Source organism: Desulfobaculum senezii (assembly GCF_054657395.1).
On sequence record NZ_BAAHYU010000003.1, the window covers coordinates 1010777 to 1034285 of the forward strand.

Annotated in this window: 21 protein-coding genes; 10 read left to right on the forward strand and 11 right to left on the reverse strand. The window is 62.7% G+C overall.

Annotated elements, in window-relative coordinates:
* Window positions 1-142: 142 nt before the first annotated feature.
* The 9 genes from ACYQ2T_RS13450 to ACYQ2T_RS13490 form a co-directional block, all read right to left on the reverse strand.
* On the reverse strand, window positions 143-934 hold the full coding sequence (locus ACYQ2T_RS13450) for a DUF169 domain-containing protein (RefSeq protein ID WP_459901241.1): 792 nt from the start codon (window positions 932-934) through the stop codon (window positions 143-145).
* Window positions 935-1407: 473 nt separating this feature from the next.
* Window positions 1408-1764: a hypothetical protein gene (locus ACYQ2T_RS13455; RefSeq protein ID WP_459901243.1), complete on the reverse strand. Its 357-nt coding sequence runs from the start codon at window positions 1762-1764 to the stop codon at window positions 1408-1410.
* An 84-nt stretch (window positions 1765-1848) separates the two neighbouring features.
* The gene (locus ACYQ2T_RS13460) at window positions 1849-2739 is read right to left on the reverse strand and encodes a DMT family transporter (RefSeq protein WP_459901245.1); all 891 of its coding nucleotides are present in this window, start codon (window positions 2737-2739) and stop codon (window positions 1849-1851) included.
* A gap of 129 nt (window positions 2740-2868) precedes the next feature.
* Window positions 2869-3957 carry a lytic transglycosylase domain-containing protein gene (locus ACYQ2T_RS13465; RefSeq protein WP_459901247.1) on the reverse strand — a complete coding sequence of 363 codons (1089 nt, stop codon included), beginning with the start codon at window positions 3955-3957 and terminating at the stop codon, window positions 2869-2871.
* A 115-nt stretch (window positions 3958-4072) separates the two neighbouring features.
* The gene (gene hypF / locus ACYQ2T_RS13470; protein ID WP_459901248.1) at window positions 4073-6436 is read right to left on the reverse strand and encodes a carbamoyltransferase HypF; all 2364 of its coding nucleotides are present in this window, start codon (window positions 6434-6436) and stop codon (window positions 4073-4075) included.
* Window positions 6437-6462: 26 nt separating this feature from the next.
* The gene (locus tag ACYQ2T_RS13475; RefSeq protein ID WP_459901249.1) at window positions 6463-7392 is read right to left on the reverse strand and encodes a DUF362 domain-containing protein; all 930 of its coding nucleotides are present in this window, start codon (window positions 7390-7392) and stop codon (window positions 6463-6465) included.
* A gap of 140 nt (window positions 7393-7532) precedes the next feature.
* Window positions 7533-8198 carry a LutC/YkgG family protein gene (locus ACYQ2T_RS13480; RefSeq protein WP_459901250.1) on the reverse strand — a complete coding sequence of 222 codons (666 nt, stop codon included), beginning with the start codon at window positions 8196-8198 and terminating at the stop codon, window positions 7533-7535.
* The gene (locus ACYQ2T_RS13485; RefSeq protein WP_459901251.1) at window positions 8191-9612 is read right to left on the reverse strand and encodes a LutB/LldF family L-lactate oxidation iron-sulfur protein; all 1422 of its coding nucleotides are present in this window, start codon (window positions 9610-9612) and stop codon (window positions 8191-8193) included. Before ACYQ2T_RS13485 ends, ACYQ2T_RS13480 begins: the two co-directional genes overlap by 8 nt.
* Window positions 9605-10354 carry a (Fe-S)-binding protein gene (locus tag ACYQ2T_RS13490; protein WP_459901252.1) on the reverse strand — a complete coding sequence of 250 codons (750 nt, stop codon included), beginning with the start codon at window positions 10352-10354 and terminating at the stop codon, window positions 9605-9607. The genes ACYQ2T_RS13485 and ACYQ2T_RS13490 overlap by 8 nt, the downstream gene beginning before the upstream one ends.
* A 739-nt stretch (window positions 10355-11093) precedes the next feature.
* On the opposite strand from ACYQ2T_RS13490, the gene ACYQ2T_RS13495 reads away from it, so the two are divergent.
* The 3 genes from ACYQ2T_RS13495 to ACYQ2T_RS13505 all read left to right on the forward strand — a co-directional run bounded on the left by ACYQ2T_RS13495 (window position 11094) and on the right by ACYQ2T_RS13505 (window position 12952).
* Window positions 11094-11633 carry a class I SAM-dependent methyltransferase gene (locus ACYQ2T_RS13495; RefSeq protein WP_459901254.1) on the forward strand — a complete coding sequence of 180 codons (540 nt, stop codon included), beginning with the start codon at window positions 11094-11096 and terminating at the stop codon, window positions 11631-11633.
* A complete protein-coding gene (locus ACYQ2T_RS13500; RefSeq protein ID WP_459901255.1) occupies window positions 11630-12259 on the forward strand; it encodes a TetR/AcrR family transcriptional regulator in 630 nt (209 codons plus the stop codon). The genes ACYQ2T_RS13495 and ACYQ2T_RS13500 overlap by 4 nt, the downstream gene beginning before the upstream one ends.
* A 177-nt stretch (window positions 12260-12436) precedes the next feature.
* A complete protein-coding gene (locus ACYQ2T_RS13505; protein WP_459901257.1) occupies window positions 12437-12952 on the forward strand; it encodes a hypothetical protein in 516 nt (171 codons plus the stop codon).
* A 67-nt stretch (window positions 12953-13019) separates the two neighbouring features.
* Here the strand turns inward: ACYQ2T_RS13505 and ACYQ2T_RS13510 are convergent, their stop codons facing one another.
* Both ACYQ2T_RS13510 and ACYQ2T_RS13515 read right to left on the reverse strand, forming a co-directional pair.
* Window positions 13020-14330, reverse strand: coding sequence for a Y-family DNA polymerase (locus ACYQ2T_RS13510; protein ID WP_459901259.1), 1311 nt, complete (start codon window positions 14328-14330; stop codon window positions 13020-13022).
* Between the two features lie 10 nt (window positions 14331-14340).
* The gene (locus ACYQ2T_RS13515; RefSeq protein WP_459901261.1) at window positions 14341-14817 is read right to left on the reverse strand and encodes a LexA family protein; all 477 of its coding nucleotides are present in this window, start codon (window positions 14815-14817) and stop codon (window positions 14341-14343) included.
* Between the two features lie 221 nt (window positions 14818-15038).
* On the opposite strand from ACYQ2T_RS13515, the gene ACYQ2T_RS13520 reads away from it, so the two are divergent.
* The 7 genes from ACYQ2T_RS13520 to ACYQ2T_RS13550 all read left to right on the forward strand — a co-directional run bounded on the left by ACYQ2T_RS13520 (window position 15039) and on the right by ACYQ2T_RS13550 (window position 23384).
* Window positions 15039-16526: a sensor histidine kinase gene (locus ACYQ2T_RS13520; protein ID WP_459901263.1), complete on the forward strand. Its 1488-nt coding sequence runs from the start codon at window positions 15039-15041 to the stop codon at window positions 16524-16526.
* Entirely contained in the window at window positions 16508-17941 is a 1434-nt protein-coding gene (locus ACYQ2T_RS13525; protein ID WP_459901265.1) for a sigma-54-dependent transcriptional regulator, read from the forward strand. The genes ACYQ2T_RS13520 and ACYQ2T_RS13525 overlap by 19 nt, the downstream gene beginning before the upstream one ends.
* 564 nt (window positions 17942-18505) lie before the next feature.
* Window positions 18506-20290, forward strand: coding sequence for a sensor histidine kinase (locus tag ACYQ2T_RS13530; protein WP_459901267.1), 1785 nt, complete (start codon window positions 18506-18508; stop codon window positions 20288-20290).
* Window positions 20291-20336: 46 nt separating this feature from the next.
* Window positions 20337-20777, forward strand: coding sequence for a response regulator (locus ACYQ2T_RS13535; RefSeq protein ID WP_404843272.1), 441 nt, complete (start codon window positions 20337-20339; stop codon window positions 20775-20777).
* Window positions 20778-20786: 9 nt separating this feature from the next.
* Window positions 20787-21197: a response regulator gene (locus tag ACYQ2T_RS13540; protein ID WP_459901268.1), complete on the forward strand. Its 411-nt coding sequence runs from the start codon at window positions 20787-20789 to the stop codon at window positions 21195-21197.
* Window positions 21198-21345: 148 nt separating this feature from the next.
* Entirely contained in the window at window positions 21346-22629 is a 1284-nt protein-coding gene (locus tag ACYQ2T_RS13545; protein ID WP_459901270.1) for a sulfite exporter TauE/SafE family protein, read from the forward strand.
* A 2-nt stretch (window positions 22630-22631) separates the two neighbouring features.
* Window positions 22632-23384, forward strand: a complete 753-nt coding sequence (locus tag ACYQ2T_RS13550) for a hypothetical protein (protein ID WP_459901272.1) — start codon at window positions 22632-22634, stop codon at window positions 23382-23384.
* The last annotated feature ends 125 nt before the right edge of the window (window positions 23385-23509 follow it).

Genomic DNA, 23509 nt, shown 5'->3' on the forward strand with positions numbered 1-23509 from the left:
GCCGGAGGCCCTCTTTTCTTCCTCTTCGCTTCCGTCTTCCTTGTGGCGAGCGTGTGTGCCAAAAGAAAACGCCCCGCAGGGGCGAGACTGCGGGGCGTGTGGTCACACGGACAGGCGCTATGAGGAGGCCTATCGCGCGGAATTATTTCTGCTTTTTGAAGATGATGAGTGGGCAGTTTTTGCAGACGTCTGCGCCGGGGAAGTTGTCACCGGGGCGGGTGATGGACGCGGAGCCGTGCTGTTCCTTACGGGAGAGCAGGCGGTCGATGGTCGGGCCGATGTGTTCACCGGGGATAACGACGTTGATTTCACCGCGTTCGGTCTTACCGGCGTTGTAGCTGCCGCTGCAGGCGGGGAGCATGTTGAACTTCTTCTCATTGAAGGAGTAGACGTTGCCACCGCATGCGGAGGAGTTGATGGTGATATTGGTCTGGATGGGGTGCACATCCATGGCGGCGGCGTAGTCCACGGCGAGGTGGTAGGCCTGCATGTTGTCGCAGTAGAAGTGCACGGTATCCGGATCGAAGAAGGTATCGGCCAGCGGGGACACGACGATGGCGAGCAGCTTGTCTTCGGGCAGGCGGGACTTCGTCTTGATGAAGCGTTCGGCCTGATCTGCGTCCACGCAGTACTTCTTGTGGCTCTTGATTTCGGCTTCGTCCATGGGCTTCCAGCCGAGGCAGAAGCGTGCGTTGGAGCAGCCCTGGTCATCCTTGAAGGCGAGAACGGTCTGTCCCTTCATGCGTGCGGCAAGCTCCCACTGACAGAAGGTCATGGGCTTGACGGGACAGAAGTATTCTTCGCAGTTTTCCTGAAAGTCCTTCAGTTCCTCTTCGTCAAAGATGTACTTGACGGCGATGGGGTAATGCATGAGGCGCAGGTCGTCCATGAGGGTCTTCTGAATGGACGCATAATCGCGGCTGAGCTTGGCCATGTGTTCTACCTCCGAAAAGATGAATACGACAGGGCGAAAGCGGTCTCGCCCGGGCATGTGTCATAAGACGCGCTTCGCTGAAAATTCCCACCACGGAAGCGCGAGATTGGGGTGTAGCGTTATTCGAAAGCTGCGAAAAGAGAAAAGAGGGGAGGGGTTCTTTTTTTCACAAGGTTCGGATTTTTGCGGATATTGGGGAGTTTTGCCGATTGGGCAATGACTGGCGGTGGGGAGGGGAAGTGATGCGGGAAATGGCGGAAAGGTTTGAGGCTGGGAATGGTGCACGCTGCGCTGTGGGACGGTGGACACTTGAGGAGGCACAATGAGCGTGTGGCTCGTGGGCCGTTCCGGGGCGGTGGTGAATGGGAGAAGCGCCGGCGGGGGCGCCTGTGTAGACATTGGGGCGCGTTGCGGAGGCGCTGCGCTGATGAAGCGAGGGGCAGCGCTGACGGGCGTGATGGGACGGGCTGGGGTTACAGCCGGTCCATGGGGCGGAAAAGTTGGCGGCAGATTTCTGTGGTGAAGACGGCGAGCTTCATGGGCACATAGACGTAGGTGACAATCATGATAAGGGCGTAGATATAGCCCCCGTTCCATGGGTTGTGCTTGTAGTAGGAATATGCGGGATGGTTCCAGATGATGAAGAAGGTAAAGCAGCCGCCGACGATGTGGATGAGGGCCCCAAAGCGCGAGCCACGGCGGAAGTAGGCGGCGTAGATGATGCCCATGATGAGGACATAGAGCGCGATGGATACAGGGGTCATGAGGTCGACGGAGACTTCAAGCCCCCGCCTGATGATGACGAGAATAATGGTGAGGTATTCTTCCACGCGGGTAAGCCTCCATTGTTCTTTGCATAACGCATATCACATATGCGCTGCATTGCAATGGAGGCCTGCCAGCGGAAATGGGCGTTAAGCCGCGTGGGTCGGGGTCATCTCGCGATGCAGAAGTTTTCTGTTTGGCCAGATAACGCCGCAGATAACCAGCGCCGCGCCCACAAACTGCCACATGGCGACGGGTTCGCCCAGCAGAATCCAGGCGGCAAAGACCGTGGTCACCGGTTCGATGCAGGAGAAAATGGACGTATACGTGCCGCCGATGTGCTCGATGGCGAGGTACATGAACAGGATGGCGAATACCGTGGGCACAAGGCCAATGCCGAGGGCAAGGGCGAGGCCCCGTCCGTTCAGGTCCAAAATGGTGGCCGGACCGCCAGCCATGGCGGAGAAGAAAAGAGCCGCAAAGAACAGGACGTACAACGTCACGGACTGTGCGTTTTCTCCCTTTAGCAGCACCTGCGAGAGAATCATATTCCCCGCGATGCCCACCATGCACCCAACGGCCAGCAAAACGCCGCGGATGTCGGCCTCGTGCAGGAAGGCGTCGTAAAAGACGAGGGCGCATCCTGCAAAGATGAGCACCAGCGATGTGGTCAGGCTTTTGGTTATGGGTTGCTTGAAGAAGACAGCGGACAGAATGGTCACCAGCGCCGGATAGCCGTAAATGATGAGCGACGTCGTGGACGCCGGGATATACTTGACGGCACCGATGAATCCTGTGCTCTGCACCGGGTAGACAAGAAGGCCGAGCATGGCGGCCTTCATAAGCGCCCGTGGACTGATGCGCAGCAGGCTCGGCCGGGTGACGGCAAAAAACAGCGCCAGCATCAGCGAGCCAAAGATAAAGCGGTATTGCAGGATCTCGAAGGTATCCATACCGCATTCGAAACCGAATTTTCCCATGATAGGGAGAATTCCGAAACTGCACGCCGAAATAAGGGCGTACATCACACCACGAAACATGACATTCCTCCGGTACGAAATATCGTAGGGCAAGGATGTCTAACGCCGCCCGCATGGGACTGCAAGAGAATTCGGCGCAAGTTGAAAAAAGTTTTTCACATGCGCCGAATTGCTTGGAATAGTGGTGCGTTATGAGATTCTTGAGACTATCTCGTGATGATTAATGAACACGCGGCTGACGTAGGTCACCGTTTCGGAGAAGGTGGGCAGTCGGCCATAGCGGGAGTAGATGCGCTCCGAGGTGCGGGTGTTCTTGAGTCCGGCGTTGTAGCCGGCGGTGGCGGCGATGATATTGCCGCTGCGGGCGCGCAGGTGCCGCGCCAGCATGAGCACCATGGCGGGGATGGGTTTGCTGTAGACCACGCGCTGGTCAAAGTTCATCAAAAAGTCGAAATCGCGCGAGTTGAAAATGTCGCGCCCTTCAAGGTTGGCCTGCATGTAGGTGCGAAAGCGCGAGCGGGCCTCCTTCATTTGGTCGTAGAGGTCTTGGGCAAGGTCATCCACGCGCAGATATTTGTCTGCCATGTCGAGGCGCTTGCCGTCGCGGGCGGCGGTGAGGGCGGTGCGGAGCAGCTCCCCCCGGTCCCCGCCGATTTTTGTGCGCAGACGGCGGGCGCGTTTCCACTTGCTGCGCAGGTCGTAGTAGCGGGCGAGTTCCCCGGCGTACTCCGGGTGCTTGTAGGGCGCGTGGGCGTGGGCGGAGCGGTCCGTAGCGCAGAGCATGTCGTAGCGGCTGGCCGTGGAGCCGATGAACTGGCAGGGACCAACGGCAAAGGCCCATGAGACGGCAAATTCGTAGAAGAATGATTCCGCCATAATCTGCCCAGCCACCCATGCCGGGTCGACGGGGTAGATGTCCTTGGCCTCGCGCACGCCCTCGACAATCCAATAGCAGATGTTGGTGATGCGCTTTTCCAGATCAATGTCTTCAAAGCGGCGCTTCCAGATGGGCAGTTTGCGCCCGGCGTAGTTGTCCTCGATAAAGTCGAGCACGGCCTTGGCGAGGCGCCACGAGTAGCGCCCGGCGTCTTCGCCCTCCACGGGCGGCGCGTAGCAGGAGGGGACGATGATGTTGACTGCCGGGTCCACGGCTGGCGCGGCTTCGGCAGGGGACGGACGGGCGACGGCTGTGCCCACAAGGGGCAAAAGCGACGCTGCCATAAGCGATTTCAGCGCCTTGCGGCGCGAGGTATCGTGAAGAGAGTGCTGAGTGCGCATAATCCAACCTGTACCAGATGAAGTGGGAGAAGGTGAAGCAGAAGTCAATGTCGGTTGGGTGAAATTCGTTGGGGCGCTGGCACCGGGGGATGGCCTCCGGTGCCAGCAGAGTGCGCTATCGCCCGCCACGGCGCGCCAGCAGGCGTGAGCCGTAGGCGGCTTGCCCAAGAGATATGCAGGCGTCGCCGGGGGGCGTCTGCGTGTGCAGCAGAACCTGCATGCCGTGTTCGGTCAAAAGGCGCGGCAGGCCTTCGGCAAGGGTGCGGTTCAGCATCACGCCGCCGCTGAGGCCGATGGTGCCGACGCCATGGGCGCGGGCGAGGGTGGCCGCGGCGTCCGCGAGGCCCGACATGAGGCCAAGGTGGAATTTGCGGCTGATGACGGCGGGTGAAGTGCCCTGCGCCCAGTCCTGCGCCACGCGCTGAAAGAGCGCGTCCGTGCGCAGAATGGCGGGGCCGCTCTCCTGCTGGGCAAGGGCGGGGGCGTCGTATCCTTCTGTGACGGCATGGTCCTGCGCGGCTTCAAGGCGGATGGCGGCCTGCGCCTCGTAGTCAATGCTGGTGCACAGGCCGAGCATGGCGCTGACGGCGTCGAACAGTCGCCCGCAACTGGTGGTGACGGGGCTGTTGATGTTTTTGGTGAGCATGTTGGCGCACAGGGTGGTGGCGTCGGCATGTTCTGGCAGCCACGGCGCGTCTGTGGGTGTGGGCAGGCCAAGGTCGTGCAGGCAGGCGAGGGCGATGCGCCATGGCTGGGTGATGGCCGCTTCGCCGCCGGGCAGGCGCATGGGCGCAAAGTGGGCAAGGCGCTCATGCGTCAGGGACTCGTTGTCCACCAGCAGGAATTCACCGCCCCACAGGGTCTTGTCTTCGCCGTAGCCCGTGCCGTCCAGCGCAAGGACGAGGGCACGGCCTTCAAAGGCGTTGTCCGCCATCACCGCGTGGGCGTGGGCAACGTGGTGCTGCAGGGTGATGGTGGGCAGGCCGGATTCCGCCTGCGCCCAGTCCGTGGTCATGTAGTTGGGGTGCAGGTCGTGGACCACGGCCTCCGGCGCGGTTTGGAGGATGTCCACCAAATGCGCCGCGATTTCCTTGTAAAAGTCGAAAGTTTCAAGATTCTCCATGGTGCCGATGTGCTGGCTGACAAAGGCTTGGTCCTTTTTGGTGACGCACAGCGTGGCCTTCAGCTCCGGTCCGGTGCCAAGAACGCTTGGCCCGTCGGCAGGCAAAAAGACCGGCCGGGGCGTGAAGCCGCGGGCGCGGCGCAGGAATTGCGTGGCCGGGCCGTCCGGGGTGTCCACCACGCGGACCACGGAATCGTCGCAGCGGATAAGGATGTCCCGGTTGTGGAAGACAAAGCCGTCCACAATGTGCGCAAGGCGGGAGAGCGCCTCGCGGTTGCCGATGCTGATGGGCTCGGAACTCATGTTGCCGGAGGTCGCCACAAGAATGGCGGGGTGTCCGTCGCCACGGCATGCGGCGTAGTGGCGCAGCAAAACGTGGTGCAGTGGCGTGTAGGGGAGCATGACGCCGATGTCGCGGGTATCCGGCGAAAGCCCCGGAGCAAGGACCGACGCGCCGTGGCGCTGGCGCAGGATAACGATGGGGCGTTCACGGCCTTCCAGAAGCTCGGCTTCGGCGTCCGTCACGTCGGCAATGGCCCGCACGGTGGGCATATCCGGAGCCATCACCGCGAGGGGCTTGCCGTAGCGGTTCTTGCGTTGGCGCAGAGTGGCAACGGCGCGGGCGTTGGTGGCGTCGCACACCAGATGGAATCCGCCAAGGCCCTTCACGGCGAGTATTTTCCCGTTCGCAAGGGCGCGGGCCGCATCCTCAAGGGCCTGTGGGCCTTGCGCGCCGGACGCGCCGGATGCGTCGGCCATCCAGACCTTGGGACCGCACTCGGGGCAGGCGTTGGGCTGGGCGTGGAAGCGGCGGTCCAGCGGGTTGTCGTACTCGCTCTGGCACATCTCGCACATGGGGAAGCAGGCCATGGAGGTCTTGTCCCTGTCGTAGGGGATGGAGCGGGTGATGGTGTAGCGCGGGCCGCAGTTGGTGCAGTTAGTGAAGGGGTAGAGATAGCGCGTGTTGTCCGGGTCCAGCATATCATTCAGGCAGTCGTCGCAGGTGGCGACGTCCGGGCTGATGAGCACGGAGTGCCCTTCGCCGCCGGTGGAAAGATGGATTTCAAAGGCGCTCTCGTCGTCAGCCGGGGACAGGGGCTGTGTGTCGCAGGTGACGATTTGCGCCAGCGGGGGCAGCTGGTGGTGCAGGTCGTGGTCAAAGGCGTCCAGCTGCGAGGCCGCGCCTTGCAGTTCGATGACGACGCCTTCTGGGGTATTGCGCACGTGGCCGGTCAGGCTGTGGTCAAGGGCGATGCGGTAAATGAAGGGGCGAAAGCCCACGCCCTGCACCGCGCCGGTGATGGTGTAGCGAATCCGGGACTGAGCCGAAGAGGTCTGGGAGGTCGTATCGAGCATAGGCACCGTGTGGGTTGACGGTTTGGTCAGCGGATTCTGGCAAGCAGACGCTTCATGGCGCTTTTGGCAAGGCGCGATGGGCGAAAGCTTACCGGGACGAGAGCCTCAGGAACAACGAAATGTGCGGCGTCGAACGCCTGTGGCGGCTGGAGAGGGTAGCTGATGTCCTGCGGGCGGCAGCCGGGCAGGTCGCGGCGGATGGCCTCGCGCCACAGGGCAATGTCGTCTGGCGTTTGGCTGAGCAGGGTGTACAGGGCGGTGTCCAGTGCAACGGGGCCGGGCGATGCGGCCAGAAGGCCCATGTGCAGGGCCTCGCCGTCCGTGGGACCGCTGACGTGCATGGCCGTGACGGCGTCAAGGAGCGTATCCACCTGCGGCAGGGCGGCACAGACGTCAAGAATCAGCGCCTCGAAGCGGTTGCCGCGTTCGCCAAAGCGGGTGTGGGCGATGGCCTTGCGCATGCCGCACACACAGCCAAAGAGGTTCTTGACCGAGGCCGTCAGGCGCATTTGGCAGTGGGCCTTGAGGCGGGGCAGATTGAGGATGCGGTCGGCCTCCAGAGCCTGCGCGGCAATGCCTACCTGCGCGGGAAAGGAGAGGGCCAGCGGGCGCGGATCGCGCAGGGTGGTCACGGAAAGGCCAAGGGGAGCGAGGGCGTCCACAAGGCCGCATTTGCGCGCCACACTCTCGGCGGAGCCGAAGGCCGGGGAATCCGCCACGGTGATGCGTACTCCGCAGTCCAGCAGATACTGGCAGGCTGCGGCGGCCACGGCGGGGTCCGTACAGCCCAGGGGGTTCTTGGCCGCAACAAGGTTCGGCTTGACCAGAACGCGCTCGCCGGGGCGATACGTGATGCCGCAGGCGGCAAACAGCTGGGGAATGCACTCCGCAAGCATGCTGGATGTGGTCTGCGGGCAGTGGGCCATGGCCACGGGAACCGGGAGAGCAACAGACATGGCGGGTACCGTATAATGCCTGCTGCGCACTGGCAAGCGCGGAGCCGCAGGCGCACGCAGGAGAAAACCACAACGCGCCCGCATCCCTTGGCGGAATGCGGGCGCGAAGACGACTGGGCGGCGAAAAGTGCGCAAGCGCGCTATTCGCGGATGATGACGATAAGCTCCTTGGGTCCGTGAACACCGATGGTCAGCTGCATTTCGATGTCCGCGGTGCGCGAGGGGCCGGAAACAAGCAGGGCGTTGGTGGGCATGCCTGCGCCCCAGCGCTGTTTCTCCATAAGCTGCGGGAAGTTGGCGTGAATGTCTGCGGCGTCCAGCACGGCGATATGCACGGCTGGCACCAGCGACATCAGGCGCGGTTCTTCCGGCGTCGGCCACATGGCAAGGGCTCCCTGTTCGGCCACGGCCCCCACCGTGCCCGTGATGGAGGCGTCCACCTCAAACAGGCGCTCCTTGTACTCCTCAATGGGACCGGACCATGTTTCCAGCGGCGGCAGGTCGGCGTCGTCGCCTTTCCACGCCTTGGCGACGTCCTTGCCCACATCGGTGCCCGGGGCGTGGAGCAGGGCGTTCCACCCGCGTCCGGCGATGGTCTTTTTCAGCTCGTCCGTCCACTTGGCCTTGGGGCAGACGATAACCTCGGCGCTGGAGGCGGTGAGCAGCTTGCGCATGCGCTCCACGCGCTGTTTGGTATTCCACGTGGGCACAGGCATGGCCTGAACCTCTCCCACATATCCGGCGGCCTTGCGGTTGGCGAGGACAAGCCGGTTCAAAATGCGCTCGCGCGCGGATTCGCTAGACATTGTCCACTCCTTGTTCCTTGCACATCTGATGCAGACTCTTCTTGGCCAGCTTGGGCCGGGTACGCACACTCATCCACGCGCCAAGGGGGCCTGCGGGCGGCAGTTTGTCGCCCAGCGCCCCGGCAATGCGGGTGACCACGGCGTTGAGCGCCGGGGTGGTGTTTACCAGCTGCCAGCCCTTCCAGACAAAGGCCTCGGTGGGCTTGCGCTTGCTGCCGTGCCCCTTGACCGAGCCGGTGCCCTTGCGGGCGTTGTTCTCCTGCCGCAGGGCGCGCAGGATGTCCGGAATGGGGATGCGCGCGGGGCAGACCTCTTCGCAGGCATTACACAGGCTGGAGGCCGTCGCCAGCACGCCGGATTCCTCAAGGCCTGTCATCTGCGGGGTGAGAATCTTGCCGATGGGGCCGGGGTAGACGTGCCCATAGGCGTGCCCGCCAATGCGTGTGTACACAGGACAGTGGTTCAGGCACGAGCCGCAGCGGATGCACTGCAGGGTCTCGCGCATGAGCGGTTCGGCAAGAATGGTGCTGCGGCCATTATCCAGAATGACCAGATGCACCTCATCCGGGCCGTCCATCTCGCCCTTTTTGCGGGGCGAGGTGATCATGTTGAAATAGGTGGTGATGAGCTGCCCGGTGGCGGACGCGGTGAGCAGGCGGTACACCGGGTGGATGTCCGACAGCCGTTCCACGACCTTCTCAAGCCCCATCACGGCAATGTGCAGGGGCGGGGCGGTGGTGCACATGCGCCCGTTGCCCTCGTTTTCCACAAGGCACAGGGTGCCGGTTTCCGCCACGGCGAAGTTGACGCCGGAGATGCCCGCGTCGGCTTCCTTGTACTTGTTGCGCAGGGTGCGGCGGGCGGTGGCGTTCAGCTCCGGGATGTCCTCGGTATAGGGCACGCCGAGGTGCTCCTCGAAGATGCGGCCCACCTGTTGGCGGTTTTTGTGCACGGCAGGAACGATGATGTGTGAGGGCGGCTCGCCCGCAAGCTGGATGATGAACTCGCCAAGGTCGGTTTCCGTGACCTCCATGCCGTTCTTTTCCAGATGCGTGTTGAGGTGCATTTCCTCGGACACCATGGACTTGCCCTTGACCACGCGGGTGGCGTCGTGCTGGAGCAGGATGCTGAGCACGATGTCGTTGGCCTCGTGCGTGGTTTCGGCCCAGTGGACGTGGATGCCGTTTTTCGCGCAGTTGGCTTCCAGCTGTTCCAACAGCTCCGGAAGTTTGGCCAAGGTGCGGCGGCGGACCATGGAGCACGCATCGCGCAGGCTCTCGCGCTCCTCGGCGTCGGAGAGCAGGTTGCGGCGCTTGATGATAAAGCCGCCCATGGCGGTGGCGAAGTTCTGCCGAAGCTGGGCATCGGCAAGGGCTTCCACGACATTCTTTTTGAAATTGAACGCCTTAGCCATTGGCTCTCTCCCACAGGAAGTCGGCGATGTGTTTGCCGGTCATGGCAATGTTCATCTTTTCCATCGCGCCGGTGATGTTCATGATGCAGCCGCAGTCGCCACTGAGGAGGATGGTTGCTCCGGTGTCGGCGGCGCTTTGGGCCTTGTCCTTGACCATGGCGGCGGAGATTTCCGGCTGTTTCACCGAGAAGGTGCCGCCGAAGCCACAGCATTCGTATTCGCGTTCCAGCTCGATGAGGGTCACATTCTCCAGCTGGCTGACGAGGTTTTTGCAGGTTTCGGTGACGCCCATCTCGCGCATGGCGTGGCAGGAGGAGTGCCACGTGACGGTGACGGGCTGGCCCTTGTCTGTGTAGGTGGCCCCGCAGACGTTCACCAGGAATTCCGTCAGCTCAAACACGCGGTCGGCAAAGGCCTTGGCGCGCAGCTCGTCGGGGTCGCCCTCAAAGAGCTTGGGGTAGTGGCGGTGCATCATTCCGGCGCAGGAGCCGGAGGGCACCACGATGGGCCAGTCCTCGGGAAAGGCGTCCAGCTGTTTACGGGCGACCTCGCGGGCCTCGTCCATATAGCCGGAGTTGTAGGCGGGCTGGCCGCAACAGCTTTGGTCCTGCGGATACACAACCCGCAGCCCTTCGCGCTGGAGCAGGCGTATGCCGGACATTCCGGTATCAGGATAGGCCATATCCACAAGGCATGTTCCAAAATAATAGACGTTTTTCGGTTTCCGCGGATAGATGCGCATTTCGCCTCCGGATGCTTTCCAATCAATTGTGCCGCTAGGCGTGAAATATTGCGGATACTGTACCACGCTCCCGGTGTGCTGTCAGGCCTCCTGTGCTGGGCCGTTGCCGGATGCGCCGCAGTTGCCGGGGGATGCGGCAATTCGAGCGCGCCGCTATGAATTCTTACTGCGAATAGGAACTGTTATTGACTTCTTTTTGCTTGACATGAACGTGAACTCAGGTTCATGTTTTCCAAAAAGAGGACGAAAGGAGAGTCATATGCGGAAAGGTCAGATGCCGACTGGGGCTCCATGTGCGGAGAATGGCGGCAGGAGTGTGGGAGCGGTGGCTCCCGGAGCGCCGGAGCGCGTCGTGGATGGACCATGCGGCGTGCGGGATGCGGCGGTAGTGAATGGCGCGATGTCGCCACGCGGCGAGGTGGACGCAAGGCGTCAGGGAAGAGCCCCGGCATGCGGCGGAGCGGATGGACAGGGGCTGGACGCGGCGGCGGGGATTCATACTCAGGGCGCGGCGTCTCTCTGCGGAGTGGTGCAGGATGGTGCGCAGGGTGCGGCGTTGCCACAGTGCGCGGCGCAGGCAGGTGGTGCGCAAGCGGCGTCACATGCTACCGTAGCAGATGCCGTCCGCCGGGATGCGCCGGATATTGGCGGCGCCGGGCAGGTGAGGCAACCCGGGAAGGCGGCCGGACAGCCACGCGGGGATGACGCCAAACATGCGGGGAAGATTTGCCCGTGGTGGGTGGCCTATACTTTTGACAATCCCCTGCGCCAGCTCATGCATCCGCCGCAGAAGCTGCTTGGGCAGTATGTTGGCGAGGGGATGCGTGTGGTGGATATCGGTTGCGGGCTGGGGCACTTTTCCCTTGGCATGGCGCGGATGGTCGGGCCGGGCGGCGTGGTCTATGCCGTGGACGTGCAGGAGGGCGCGCTGAAGGTGCTGCGCCGCCGCGCGCGCCGTGCTGGCCTTATGGGACGGGTGATTCCTGTCCTGTGCCCGCCCCGCGTCATTCCCGTCAAGACGCCTGTGGACTTTATCCTTGCCTGCAATGTCCTGCATGAACTCCCGGACCCGGGGGCCGCGCTGGCGCAGGCCGCCACCATCCTGCGTCCGGGCGGACGGCTGTACATCATGGAGCCTCTGGGGCATGTTGGGGCCGAGCGCTTTGAACAGGAAGTGACGATGGCGCAGGAGGCTGGATTGATACTGGAATCCCGCCCAAAGGTTTTACGTGAGCGCTCGGCCATCGTCCGTAAAGAGGAGACAGACCAAACCGCATGACATGGACCAACGGGGAATACGCACCCAAACAGCGCCGCGCCGAGGAAAAGAAGGAGCGGCTTATGGACGCCGCCCTCAAGCGCTTTTCTCAGGACGGCTACCACGGAGCCACGGCCAAGGCCATTGCCGCCGATGCCGGAGTGGCGACCGGTTCCTTCTACCGCTATTTCAAAGACAAGAAGGCGCTCTTTCTGGCCGTGTGCATGCGGCTGGAGGAAGGCATTATGCAGGGCATCTTCGAAACGGGGGAGCGCCTGCGCCGTGAAGGGGCGGGCCCGCGTGAAGTCATTGAAACGCTGGTGTCCTTTTCCATTGCCTCGCACCGTCCCAACCGCGACTTCCACCGCGAGGTGCTGGCTATGCAGATGCAGGACGAGGACGTGGCCGCCTACATCCGTGGCGGTGAGGACCGCGTGCGTCAGCGCCTGCGTGACTTTTTGAGTGCGATGCGCGCCGCGCTGCGGGTGGAGGATATGGACGCCGCTGTGGAGCTGACGCACGTTGTGGTGGAGGAAGTGGCCCACCGCAGTGTGCTGATGGAGTCGCCCCTCGGGGCGGAGCGTATGTCCGGCGCGGCGGTGGATCTGCTGGGGCGGTACCTGTTGCGTGACGGGGAGGGCGACTGATTCGCGCGGCGTTTCCTGTGAAGAATATTTCTGAGTCGGTTTTCAACTACACCCCGGTGGCGTACACTCCACTGGGGTATTTTTGTATGCGTGGCCGTGCTGCGGAGGATTTGCGCAGCGATGGGCCTTCTTTTGGGCCGCGCGCACCCCGGCACCAAGCAGAAGAGGAGAAAGTGTATGCCACATGGATTGACCCGCCGCCGGATGTTGCGGCTGCTCGTTGGTGTTCCTGCCGCGTTGGCGGCCACGGTGACGGCGCAGGACGCCTTGGCGCAGGATGGCATGCTGACGCCGAAGCGGCGCAATGCGCAGCGGCGTGAGGACGATGCCCGCTGGCGCGAAATGCGCCGTGAGGACGACGCCAACAGGCGCGCTATGGACAAGCTGGAGCGCGAAAGAATGCGAGATGAGCGCAAGGACTGGCAGCAGCGCCGCAAGGACGACATGCGCCGCGAGCGTGACATGCGCAAAGACGAGTACCGCGACAGGCGCGAGGATTGGCGCGGCCCGGATGGGCGTCCCGGCCGGTATATGGATGAGGACCACGTACCCGGCCAGCATATGAATGACGGGCGTATGCCCGGCAGACACATGGACGACGGCATGATGGATGGGCGCCACATGAACGGTGGCCATATGGACGACTGGCAGGACCGGGACCAGCCCGGACGCGGCCGCGGCCGCAGGAAGTAGGGCGGGGTTCCCTTCTTGGAAAAGCGCAGGGCGTGACGCGTTGGGGTGACGGGCTGGCGCGGGCGCGCTAGCCCATTTTCACCACGGGCAGTTCGTTCCAGCTGGTGGTGTAGCGCGGGGATTTGTGGTTCTGGCGCATGCTCCACGGCTTGCCAAGGCCCGTGGCCGCGTACTGTACCGTGTCGCGGCCCCATTTGGCGTTGATGCCGTCAAGGGTCTCCATCAGTGCGTCTTGCCGTGGGTCCTGCGTCAGGAGCGGGTCCGGCGGCAGGGTGAGCAGGCTGAGTTGGCGCGAGTCCTCGCGCTCCAGCCCTGCAACCATCACCCCGGCCTTGCAGTAGCGGTAGCCCGTGCGGAAGATGGCGCGGAGGAGCGTTTGAGCGGCCTTGATGAGGGTTGGCGTGTGCGCGCTGGCTACGGGCAGCTGCATGGTGCGCGTTGCGGAGTATTGCGGGTCTTCTGGCTTGTGGTGGTTGGTCTTGATGAAGACCATGACGCTGGAGGCCACGCTCCCTTGCCTGCGGAGCTTTTCCGCCGTGCGCGCCGTGTAGGCGGAGACGGCTTCAAGCATCTCGTCCCATGTGGTGACGGGGCGGCCAAAACTGCGCGAGGACATAATGGATTTATGGGGCTGGGGAGCGTCCTCAATGGGAATGCAGGGCTGACCGCGCAGTTCCTTCACGGTCATGAGACCCTTGATGGTCAGGCGGCGTTGGACCCAGTGGTCCGGGCGGTCCTTCAGTTGCCGCGCGGTATGCACCCCAAGGCGGTGGAGCTTGTCCGCGTAGCGCCGCCCAATGCCCCACACCTCGCCAACGTCAATGCGTTCCAGCAGGGCGTCCACATCGGCGCAGGCGGCGCAGTCGAATACGCCGGATGCGGTGTGCTTCTTGGCCCAGTGGTTGGCCAGCTTGGCAAGGGTCTTGGTGGGAGCCAGCCCAACGGAGACGGGAATTCCCGTCCATTGGCGCACGGTGCGCCGCATCTCGCTGGCAAGGTCCGTCAGGCTGCGGCCCGTGAGGGGCTTAAGGCGCAGGAAGGCTTCGTCAATGGAGTAGATTTCCATATCCGGCGAAAAGGTGCCGAGGATGTCCATCACCCGCCGCGACATGTCGCCATACAGCGCGTAGTTGGACGAGAACACCCGCACGCCGTGCTGGCGGAAGAAGCCGTCGCGCTTGAAGGCGGGTTCCGCCATGCCAATGCCAAGGGCCTTGGCCTCCGGACTGCGGGCGATGACGCAGCCGTCGTTGTTGGAGAGGACCACCGTTGGCGTGGTGCGGATGGACGGGTCAAAGGCCCGCTCGCACGAGACGTAGAAGTTGTTGCAGTCCACCAGTGCATAGACCGGGGCCGCTGCGGCGCAGGGCTGTGGCATGGCGCGCTCCCTACAGCGAATGGATGACGTGGGTGACCACGCCCCAGATTTCAAGGCCCTGTTCCGGGTGCACCTCAATGGGTGGATACTCGGGATTCTCGGGCATCAGCCACAGGCCTTCCGCCGTGCGGCGGATGCGCTTGACCGTGAGCTCGCCATCCAGCGCGGCCACCACCACCTGATTGTTGCGCGGGGTTTCCGCGCGGTCCACGATGAGTATGTCTCCGTCGTGCAGGCGTGCATCGCGCATGGAATCGCCGCAGACGCGGACGAAGAATGTGGCGGCGGGGTGCCGCACAAGGTGCTCGTTCAGGTCGAGGGTCTTGTCGATGTAGTCGTCCGCCGGGGAGGGAAAGCCCGCCTGAACGGCGCACAGATGCAGCGGAAGCTCCATATGCGATCGCGGCTCAAAGCCGATGACCTCAAGGCGCGGGTGCGGGCGGCGCTTTGGCGCGCCAGACGGCGTGTGGGGAGTATGTTCGTTCATGTCGCCTGGAAAATAGCACAGCCCTGCCCCCTTGAAAACTCCGCACCGCCCAATCGCCAGAACGCATCGAACAGCGCGGATTTCCATGTGAATTCTATCATTGCAGGAGGATATGCGAGGAATTTTTGTCTTGCCCAAAGCCCGCCGCATCGGTTCTCATATCCCTTTGACGCATGGAGAAAATCCTTAGCCGCATCCCGGGGCGAAGCCCGGGCCACGATATGCTGAACCGTCTTTCCCTGCGGGGACAAATACTCTTCACCCTGTTCGTCATGGTCATTGTGACCTTGTGCGTTGGGCTTGTGGGCATCTGGTACGCCCTGCGCGTGGACGGCATCATGAACACCGCCGTTGGCCGCAGCTACGCCGGAACCCGCGCCGCCGAGGAACTCACCATAGCCCTTGTCACCCAAAAGGGGCTGACCACCTACTACGTGCAGGACCACGACCCCGGCTGGCTGGACCGGCTGGAAGAAAAGCACGGCAACTTTGAGCATTGGCTGGCCGCCGCGCGCGAAAATCCGCTCCCGCCCGAGGCCGAAGCCATCCTGCGCGATATTGAGGAGCGCTACGTCCTCTACGTGGCGACCCGCGCGCAGGTGCTCGACTATTACAAGCACGACCGCTTCGCCGACGGCGCGGCCCTGCACAAGGACATCCGCCAGCAGTTTCATGAACTGCTGGATCTGTGCCAGCGCTACCGGCGCTTTCATGAAAACACTATCGCCACTTCCAATGCGGAGATTGCCGAGCGTCTGGACGACCTGCGCAATGCCTCCATCGCGGCCATGCCGCTTGTCATTGGCCTTGGCGTGTTTTTGGCGTGGTTCCTCATCCGGCATGTGCTCCAGCCCATCCGGCGCATGGCCGAGGAAATGGGCTACGACCGCAGCGGCCCCCTGCGCCCGGACGAACTCACCACCCTTGGCTCGCGCGTGCGCTCCCTGCTGGAGGATGTGGACGTCACCCACTCCAAGCTCCGCCGCAGCCGCGAGCATCTGAAACAATCCGAAAAATGGGCGCTGACGGGCAAGCTGGCCGCCGGTGTGGCCCACAGCATCCGCAATCCCCTTACGTCGGTAAAGATTCGCCTGTTCTCCCTTGGCCGCAGCCTGTCCCTGACCGAGGACCAAAAGGAGGACTTTGAGGTCATCACCGAGGAGATTGCGCACATTGATTCCATTGCGCGCAACTTTTTGGAGTTCTCACGCCCGCCCAAACTGCGTATGCAGACCGTCTCGCCAACGGACGTGGTCACCAGCGCCCTGCGGCTGTTGAAGCACCGCTTGGAGTCGTACGAGGTGCAGGTGGAGCACAGCCCCGGCGCGGCCCTGCGCGAAGTGCAGGCCGACCCGGAACAGCTCAAGGAAGTGCTGGTGAACATCATCGTCAACGCGTGCGACGCCATGGGACGCGGCGGGCGCATCGCCATCACCGAGGAGGAAGGCTACGTCAATCCCCTTGGCGAGGTGGTCACCATCCGCATTACGGACAGCGGCCCCGGCATCCCCGCCAGCCGCCGCAATATGATTTTTCAGCCGTTCTACTCCTTTAAGGAGGAAGGCACCGGCCTCGGTCTGTCCATTGCCAAGCGCATTGTGGAGGACCACGGGGGCTGGATTAACGTGACATCGCGTCCCGGTGAAGGAGCGACGTTCACCATCACCCTGCCCGTACGGGAGGAGGGAAAATGGCTTCGATCCTCATAGTGGACGATGACGCCCAACTGCGGCAGAGCTTTGGGCGGCTTTTGGAACAGGAAGGGTACGAGGTGCGCACCGCCCAGTCCGCGGAGACGGGCATTGAGGAAGTGCGGCGGCAGTGCCCGGACCTTGTCATCATGGACGTGCGCCTGCCCGGCATGACCGGGCTGGAAGGCTTTCAGGCCATGCATACCTTTGAGCCAAAGCTTCCGGTCATTGTCATGACCGCCTTTGGCACCACGGAAACCGCCATCGAGGCCACCAAGCTGGGCGCGTTTGACTACGTGCTCAAGCCCTTTGACATCCCCGACATTCTGACGCTGATTGAGCAGGGGCTGGACGCGGGGCGGTTTATGCGCTCGCGCGTGGATGTGGACGCCGCGCCCGAGAGCGAGGCTTCCGACGCCCTTGTGGGGCGCAGCCCCGCCATGCAGGACGTGTACAAGTCCATTGGCCGTGTGTCCCCAACCGACGCCACCGTGCTGGTGCGCGGCGAATCCGGTACCGGCAAGGAACTGGTGGCGCGCTCGGTGTACCAGCACAGCCTGCGCACGGAGAAGCCGTTCATTGTCATCAACTGCGTGGCCATTCCGGAAACACTGCTGGAGAGCGAGCTGTTCGGCTACGAAAAGGGCGCGTTTACCGGCGCTGTGTCGCGGCGCGTGGGCAAGATTGAACAGGCCGACGGCGGGACCATTTTCCTCGACGAAATCGGCGATATGCCGCTGAGCATTCAGGCCAAGCTCCTGCGCCTGCTGGAGGAGCGCAGTGTGGAGCGCCTCGGCGGCGGTGCGGCCCGGCCCGTGGACGTGCGCATCATCGCGGCCACCAATCGCGACTTGGAACAGGCCGTGAGTGAGGGGCGTTTTCGCGAGGACCTGTACTACCGCCTGAAGGTCGTTACCCTGCTGCTGCCGCCCCTGCGCGAGCGCGGTGACGACGCGGTGCTGCTGGCCGAACATTTTCTGGGCAAGTACGCCCGGCGCATGGGCAAGCCTTCGCCGGGATTCACCGACGGGGCGCGGCAGGTGGTGCGCTCCCACAACTGGCCGGGCAACGTGCGCGAGCTGTCCAACGCTGTGCAAAAGGCCATGATTTTCTCCCGCGAGTGCCCGGTAACGCAGGAGAACATGCAGCACGCCGTGTTTGGCGAACGCACCCTGCGCCCCGCACGCGGCGACTCCATGGACGACGTGGCCGCGCGCTGGATGCGGCGGCGGCTTGCGTCCTCGGAGACGGACCGCGCCTTTGAGGAGATTCAGGACCACTTCGGCGCCATTGCCGTGACCGAGGCGCTGAAGCTGACGGGCGGCAACAGGGCGCAGGCGGCCAAGCTCCTTGGCATGTCGCGGCCCACACTCCTCTCGCGTATTGAGCGCTATGGCATTCAGGTGGACGCCCTGATTTCCCAACAGCGGTAGCGTGGGGGCTGGCGGCCCAGCGGCTGGCCCGGATCTTTGGCCAAAGGGCTTCTTCACCGTGCCCGTGTGGCACCAGGTTGTGACGGCGGCGTATGCAGACAGCATGCGCCGCCGTTTTGCGTGGGGCGTAAAGAATCCTGACAGCGGGGGTGTCGAGATTCTTTACACCCTGTAAAGCGCGCCGACACCAGCAGGCCGGAAGGGGGACGCGCGGCCCGCATGTCTTGTGGGGCTTTTCACATGCCGGGCGGGGGCTGCGGGGCAAGTTTGGCGGTGGTGCAAGAATTGGCACGTCAGTTGCTCAACAGGGGGTATGGAAAACACCACTATGGCACCGCGGGCCACAACACCGCGCATCATACAGCTCCCCCCCCGCATCGCTTCCGACAGCGATAGCGTCCATCCGTCAGGAGTCTACCGGGGCACTCCGGTAGACTCCCTTCGGACGCTGCGGCGCGGGCTGTGCGCCATGGTTTCCGAAGGGCCGGTGCGGTCTGCTGCCGCGCCCATGGTGTTCCCTCCCTCCTTTGCCACGCAGGGGACATCCCGCAAGGCAGGTGCGGTATGAATATCGACGACCTGCACACCGGGCGCTACTACCGCACCCTCACCAAGTCGATGGCGGCCCTCGTCATCTTCGTTTCCGTGACGCCGCTCTTGCTCATCAGCGCGGTGAGTTCCTATCAGTTCCATTATTCCTTCAAGGCCAAGGTGGAAGCCCATCTCAAGGAGATGGTGCAGAAGCACCAGCAGACCATTGACCTCTTTCTGAGTGAAAAGCTCGGCGAACTGCGCCTTGTGGCGCGGACGCGGGGCTTTGCGGACCTCAGCGACAACGCCCGCCTCTCCGAGGAACTGCGATACCTGCAAGAAGAGTTTAGCGGTGCGTTCGTGGATATAGGCCTCATCAACGAGGACGGCACCCAGCAGGCCTATGCAGGCCCCTACCCCCTTGCCAATGCCGACTACTCTGGCGCGGACTGGTTCCAGAGCGCCATGGAAAGCGAGTTCTACATCAGTGATGTGTTCCTCGGCCTGCGTGGGGTGCCGCATTTCATCATTGCCGTGCGCCGCAACTGGAACGGCAAGCAGTGGATTCTGCGCGCCACCATCGATTTTATGGCCTTTAACTCCCTAGTGGAGAACATCCGCATAGGCCGCACGGGCAACGCCTTTATCATCAACAACGCCGGGACGTTCCAGACCGGACCGCCCCGCGATGCCTCCCTCGACACCGGGTGGTTGCTGGACGCCATGAACGCCCAGACCGACGCCCTCGCCATTGGCGAGGTGCCACAGGCGCCGCACCACCCGGTGCGTTCCTATTGGGCCTCGGCCATCATGCCGGGCAAGGTGTCCGTCTATCGCCACACGGATACCGACGGCGTGGATGCCATCTACGTGTCCACGCGCCTCAAGGGCGGGGACTGGATTCTCGTCTACCGGCAGGACGTGGCCGACGCTTTTTCCGACCTCTACCAGACCCGCAACATCGTCGTGTTCATCGTGCTGGTGGGCACCGTGGCTATTGTGCTGATGGCGGTGCTGCTGTCGCGGCGCATCGTGAAGCGCATTGAGCAGGCGGACCATGAAAAGGAAGTTATGAACGATCAGGTCATAGAGGCGGGCAAGTTGGCGTCCATCGGTGAGCTGGCGGCGGGGATTGCCCACGAAATCAATAATCCCGTAGCCATCATGGTGGAGGAGGCCGGGTGGATTGGCGACCTTGTGAGCGACGACGACCCAACGCAGGAGGACCGCGAGGAAATCCGCTCCTCTCTGGTGCAGATTCGCACGCAGGGCGCGCGGTGCAAGGAAATCACCCACAAGCTGTTGTCCTTTGCCCGCAAGATAGACCCCACCGTGCATGAGGTGAACCTCAACGACCTTATCCGCGAGGTGGTCAGCCTGTCCGACCAGCGGACGCGCTACGGCAATATTGACCTCAGGCTGGACCTGCAGGACGGGCTGCCCGCAGTGGAAGGCTCGCCGTCGGAGCTGCAGCAGGTGCTGCTCAATCTCATCAACAACGCCATCGACGCCCTTGGCACCAAGGGCGGGCACATCGGCGTGTCCACCTGCCTTGAGAACGGCGCCATTGTCGTCACGGTGCAGGATGACGGGGAGGGCATCCCCAAGGCGAACCTGCCCCGCATTTTTGATCCGTTCTTCACCACCAAGCCGGTGGGCAAGGGGACGGGCCTTGGGCTGTCCATCATCTACGGCATTGTGAAGAAGATGGGCGGCGATATCAGCGTCGACAGCGAACAGCACGTCGGCACGGTGTTCCGCGTGATTTTGCCCGCTATGGGCGAGCATCCCGAGCCGGGATGCGAGATACCGTCATAAGCGCCCGCCTGCGGCGCGGCCAACAGCATGAACATGGAGGTGCACTATGTCCACTCTCACCACAACCATACTGATCGTCGATGATGAACGGGCGTTTGTGGACGCCGTGAGCAAGCGGCTGAAGAAGCGTGGCTTTGAAATGCTGGCCGCCTATTCCGGCGACGAAGCCCTCACCGTGCTGACAGAGCACGACAAGGTGGACGTTGTGATTCTGGACGTGAAGATGCCCGGCATGGACGGCATTGAAACGCTCAAGGAAATCAAGCGGCAGTACCCCCTTGTGGAGGTGGTCATGCTCACCGGGCACGGCACGGTGGAGTCTGCCATCGAGGGCATGAAGCTGGGCGCGTATGACTTCCTGCTCAAGCCCAGCGACATTGAGGACCTGGCCGCCAAGGTGGAGGCCGCCAAAGCGAAGAAGGCCGAGCACGAGGACAAGATTCTGGAAGCCGAAAGCATGGACATTGTCCTGCGCAAGGGCGTCTAGGAGACCACCATGACCAGCGATGCCGACAGAGAACTCCGGATTCTGCTCGTGGACGACGAGAAGGGCTACGTGGACGTCCTGACCAAGCGCCTGAAGCGGCGCGGCATGGACGTGACGGGCGCGCTGTCGGGCACGGAGGCGCTGCGCCTCATGCGGGGGAACGACTTCGACGTTGCCGTGCTGGACCTGAAGATGGAGGACATGGACGGCATTGAAGTGCTGGATGTGTTCAAGCGTATGGCTCCGGAGATGCCGGTCATCATGCTGACGGGGCACGGGTCGCGGCAGGCGGCGCGGCAGGGCATGGCCCGGGGCGCGTTCGACTACCTCACCAAGCCCTGCGAGCTGGAAAAACTGGTGGAAAAAATACGCGAGGCCGTGGCCGGGGGCAGCGCCCCGCCGCCAAACGGCGCGTCATAGAAATTTGGCAATCCCCTTACAGGGGCGCGAGAGGGCAGCCCGCGATATGGCGGCCCCGCCCGGACCGACGGGTGCGACACAGGACGATTCCGCGATGCGCGGAGGCGATAGTGAACATGGAATGTGCTGAAAACGGAGGAAACCACTCATGAACGTTGGACGAAGGCTCTACAGAACCCTACTGGAAGGCTCAATGGCCTATGCGAAGTGGGACCTTGAGACATCCCGCAACATCTTGAAAAGCCGCAAGAAGATGTGGATTCTGGCCGCAATGGTCGTGCCCATCCTTATTGGCTCCGTGGCTATTGCCGCACCGGAACTGCCGGAGATTTTGGGCGGACACAAGGCGTATTCGCCTGCCTACTACACGCCTGTTATCTTTGGCGTCTCCATCCTTATTGGTCTGTGCGCCGGGCTTATCACCGGCTGCATCGGCGCTGGCGGCGGCTTTATCATCACTCCGGCGCTCATGAGCGCGGGCGTGAAAGGCATCCTCGCCGTTGGTACCGACCTGTTCCACATCTTTGCCAAGGCCATCATGGGGACGGCTATCCACAAGAAGCTGGGTAACGTGTCCGTCGGCCTTGCCGTGGCGTTTCTCGTCGGTTCCGGCGTGGGCGTGACTGGTGGCGGCGTCATCAACCGCGCCCTGTACGAGATGAACCCCCTGCTGTCGGATACCTTCATCAGCGTCATCTACGTGGTGCTGCTTGGGTTCCTTGGCATCTACGCGCTGATTGACTTTCTGCGCCTGCGCAACGCCGGTGGCGGCGTGGACGCCCACGGCGGCGGCGATACGACCAGCGCGGCGTCCGACTCCGGCAAGAAGAGCCTGCCCGAGCGCCTGCAGGCCAGCCGCATTCCGCCGCTGATCACCTTTGACGAAGACCTGACCCCCGGCGGCAAGAAGATTCCGGCCCTGTTTGTGGCCCTGTGCGGCGGCGTGGTTGGCTTTGCTGCGGCAATCATGGGCGTTGGCGGCGGGTTCCTGACCTTCCCCATGTTCGTGTACATCCTTGGCGTGTCCTCCTTCACCACCGTTGGCACGGACATTTTGCAGATTATCTTCACCGCCGGGTATGCGTCCATCGCGCAGTACGCCATCTACGGCTTTATCTTCTACACGCTGGCCATGGGCATGCTCATCGGCTCGCTGCTGGGCATTCAGATTGGCGCGCTGACTACCAAGGTGGTCAAGGGCATCTACATCCGCGGTTTCTACGCCACGGCCATCATTGCTGGCTTCGTGAACCGCCTGTTCGCGCTGCCGGGCAAGCTCAGCGAGATGAAGATTATCACCCTGTCGGCTGAGACCTCGCACCTGCTGACGAATATTGGCAACGTATTGTTCTTTATCGCCATCGGCATCTTTGCCGTATGGGTCATTGGGAAGTTCCTCGGCAGCATGAAGCTGCTCAGGGAGGAGGCGTAGTCATGACTGACAACAGAAAGCATCTTCTGCTCGGATTGGTGATGAGCGTTGGGTTCTTTGCCGTGCTCATCGTGATGTTCTCGCCCATCTTCGGACACGGCGTGAACGCGCTGAAATACTCGGACCAGCTCTTTAACTCCATCGCCAAGGGCTCTACGGAGTATATCCCCTCGTTGCAGTCGCAGGCGGCGGACTTTGAGGGCAAACGCTATGACGTGACCCTGACCTTCCACAGCGGCAGCTCCGAAGCCTACGAAGGCGTGCACGTGAAGGCCGATGAGGTGGCCGCCCGCGTGGCCGCCATGATGGGCACCGTGGCCGAAGTGAAGCTGGAGGGCGACTCCGTGGCCGTGCGCGGCGACATGGGACGCCTGATGACCGTGGTCCTTGAGGACGCAAGCCTGATGTTCAACAACGACGGAGCCACCGTGCGCGACAAGTACGGCATGGACGAGCGTATGGCGATGTTCATGTGGTGGCACGGCCTGTCCCAGCTGGACAAGGAACTCAAGATTCAGGGCGGCGCGCAGAATGTGGCGATGTCCAAGTTCGTGGACACCTGCATCAAGAAGGGTGTGGAAGTGGGGTACAACTTCTACGGCATTGCGCCGGAGAAGGCCTCGGACCGCGCCGGCATTCTGTCCTTCTCGCTCATCTTCTACGTTGTCTACACCCTGTGGTGGGGCATGGCCATCTTCTACATCTTTGAGGGATGTGGCCTGGCCATGAGCGCCGGCAACAAGAAGGAAGTGTAAACGAAATCGGGCCACGAGGCCTTTGACCGGGGTGGGCCGGGCAGGGTACCCTGTCCGTCCACCCCACAGCCAAAGTGGGGGAGTGTATCGGAGTGGTACGCTCCTTTTTTGGCTTTGAAAAATGA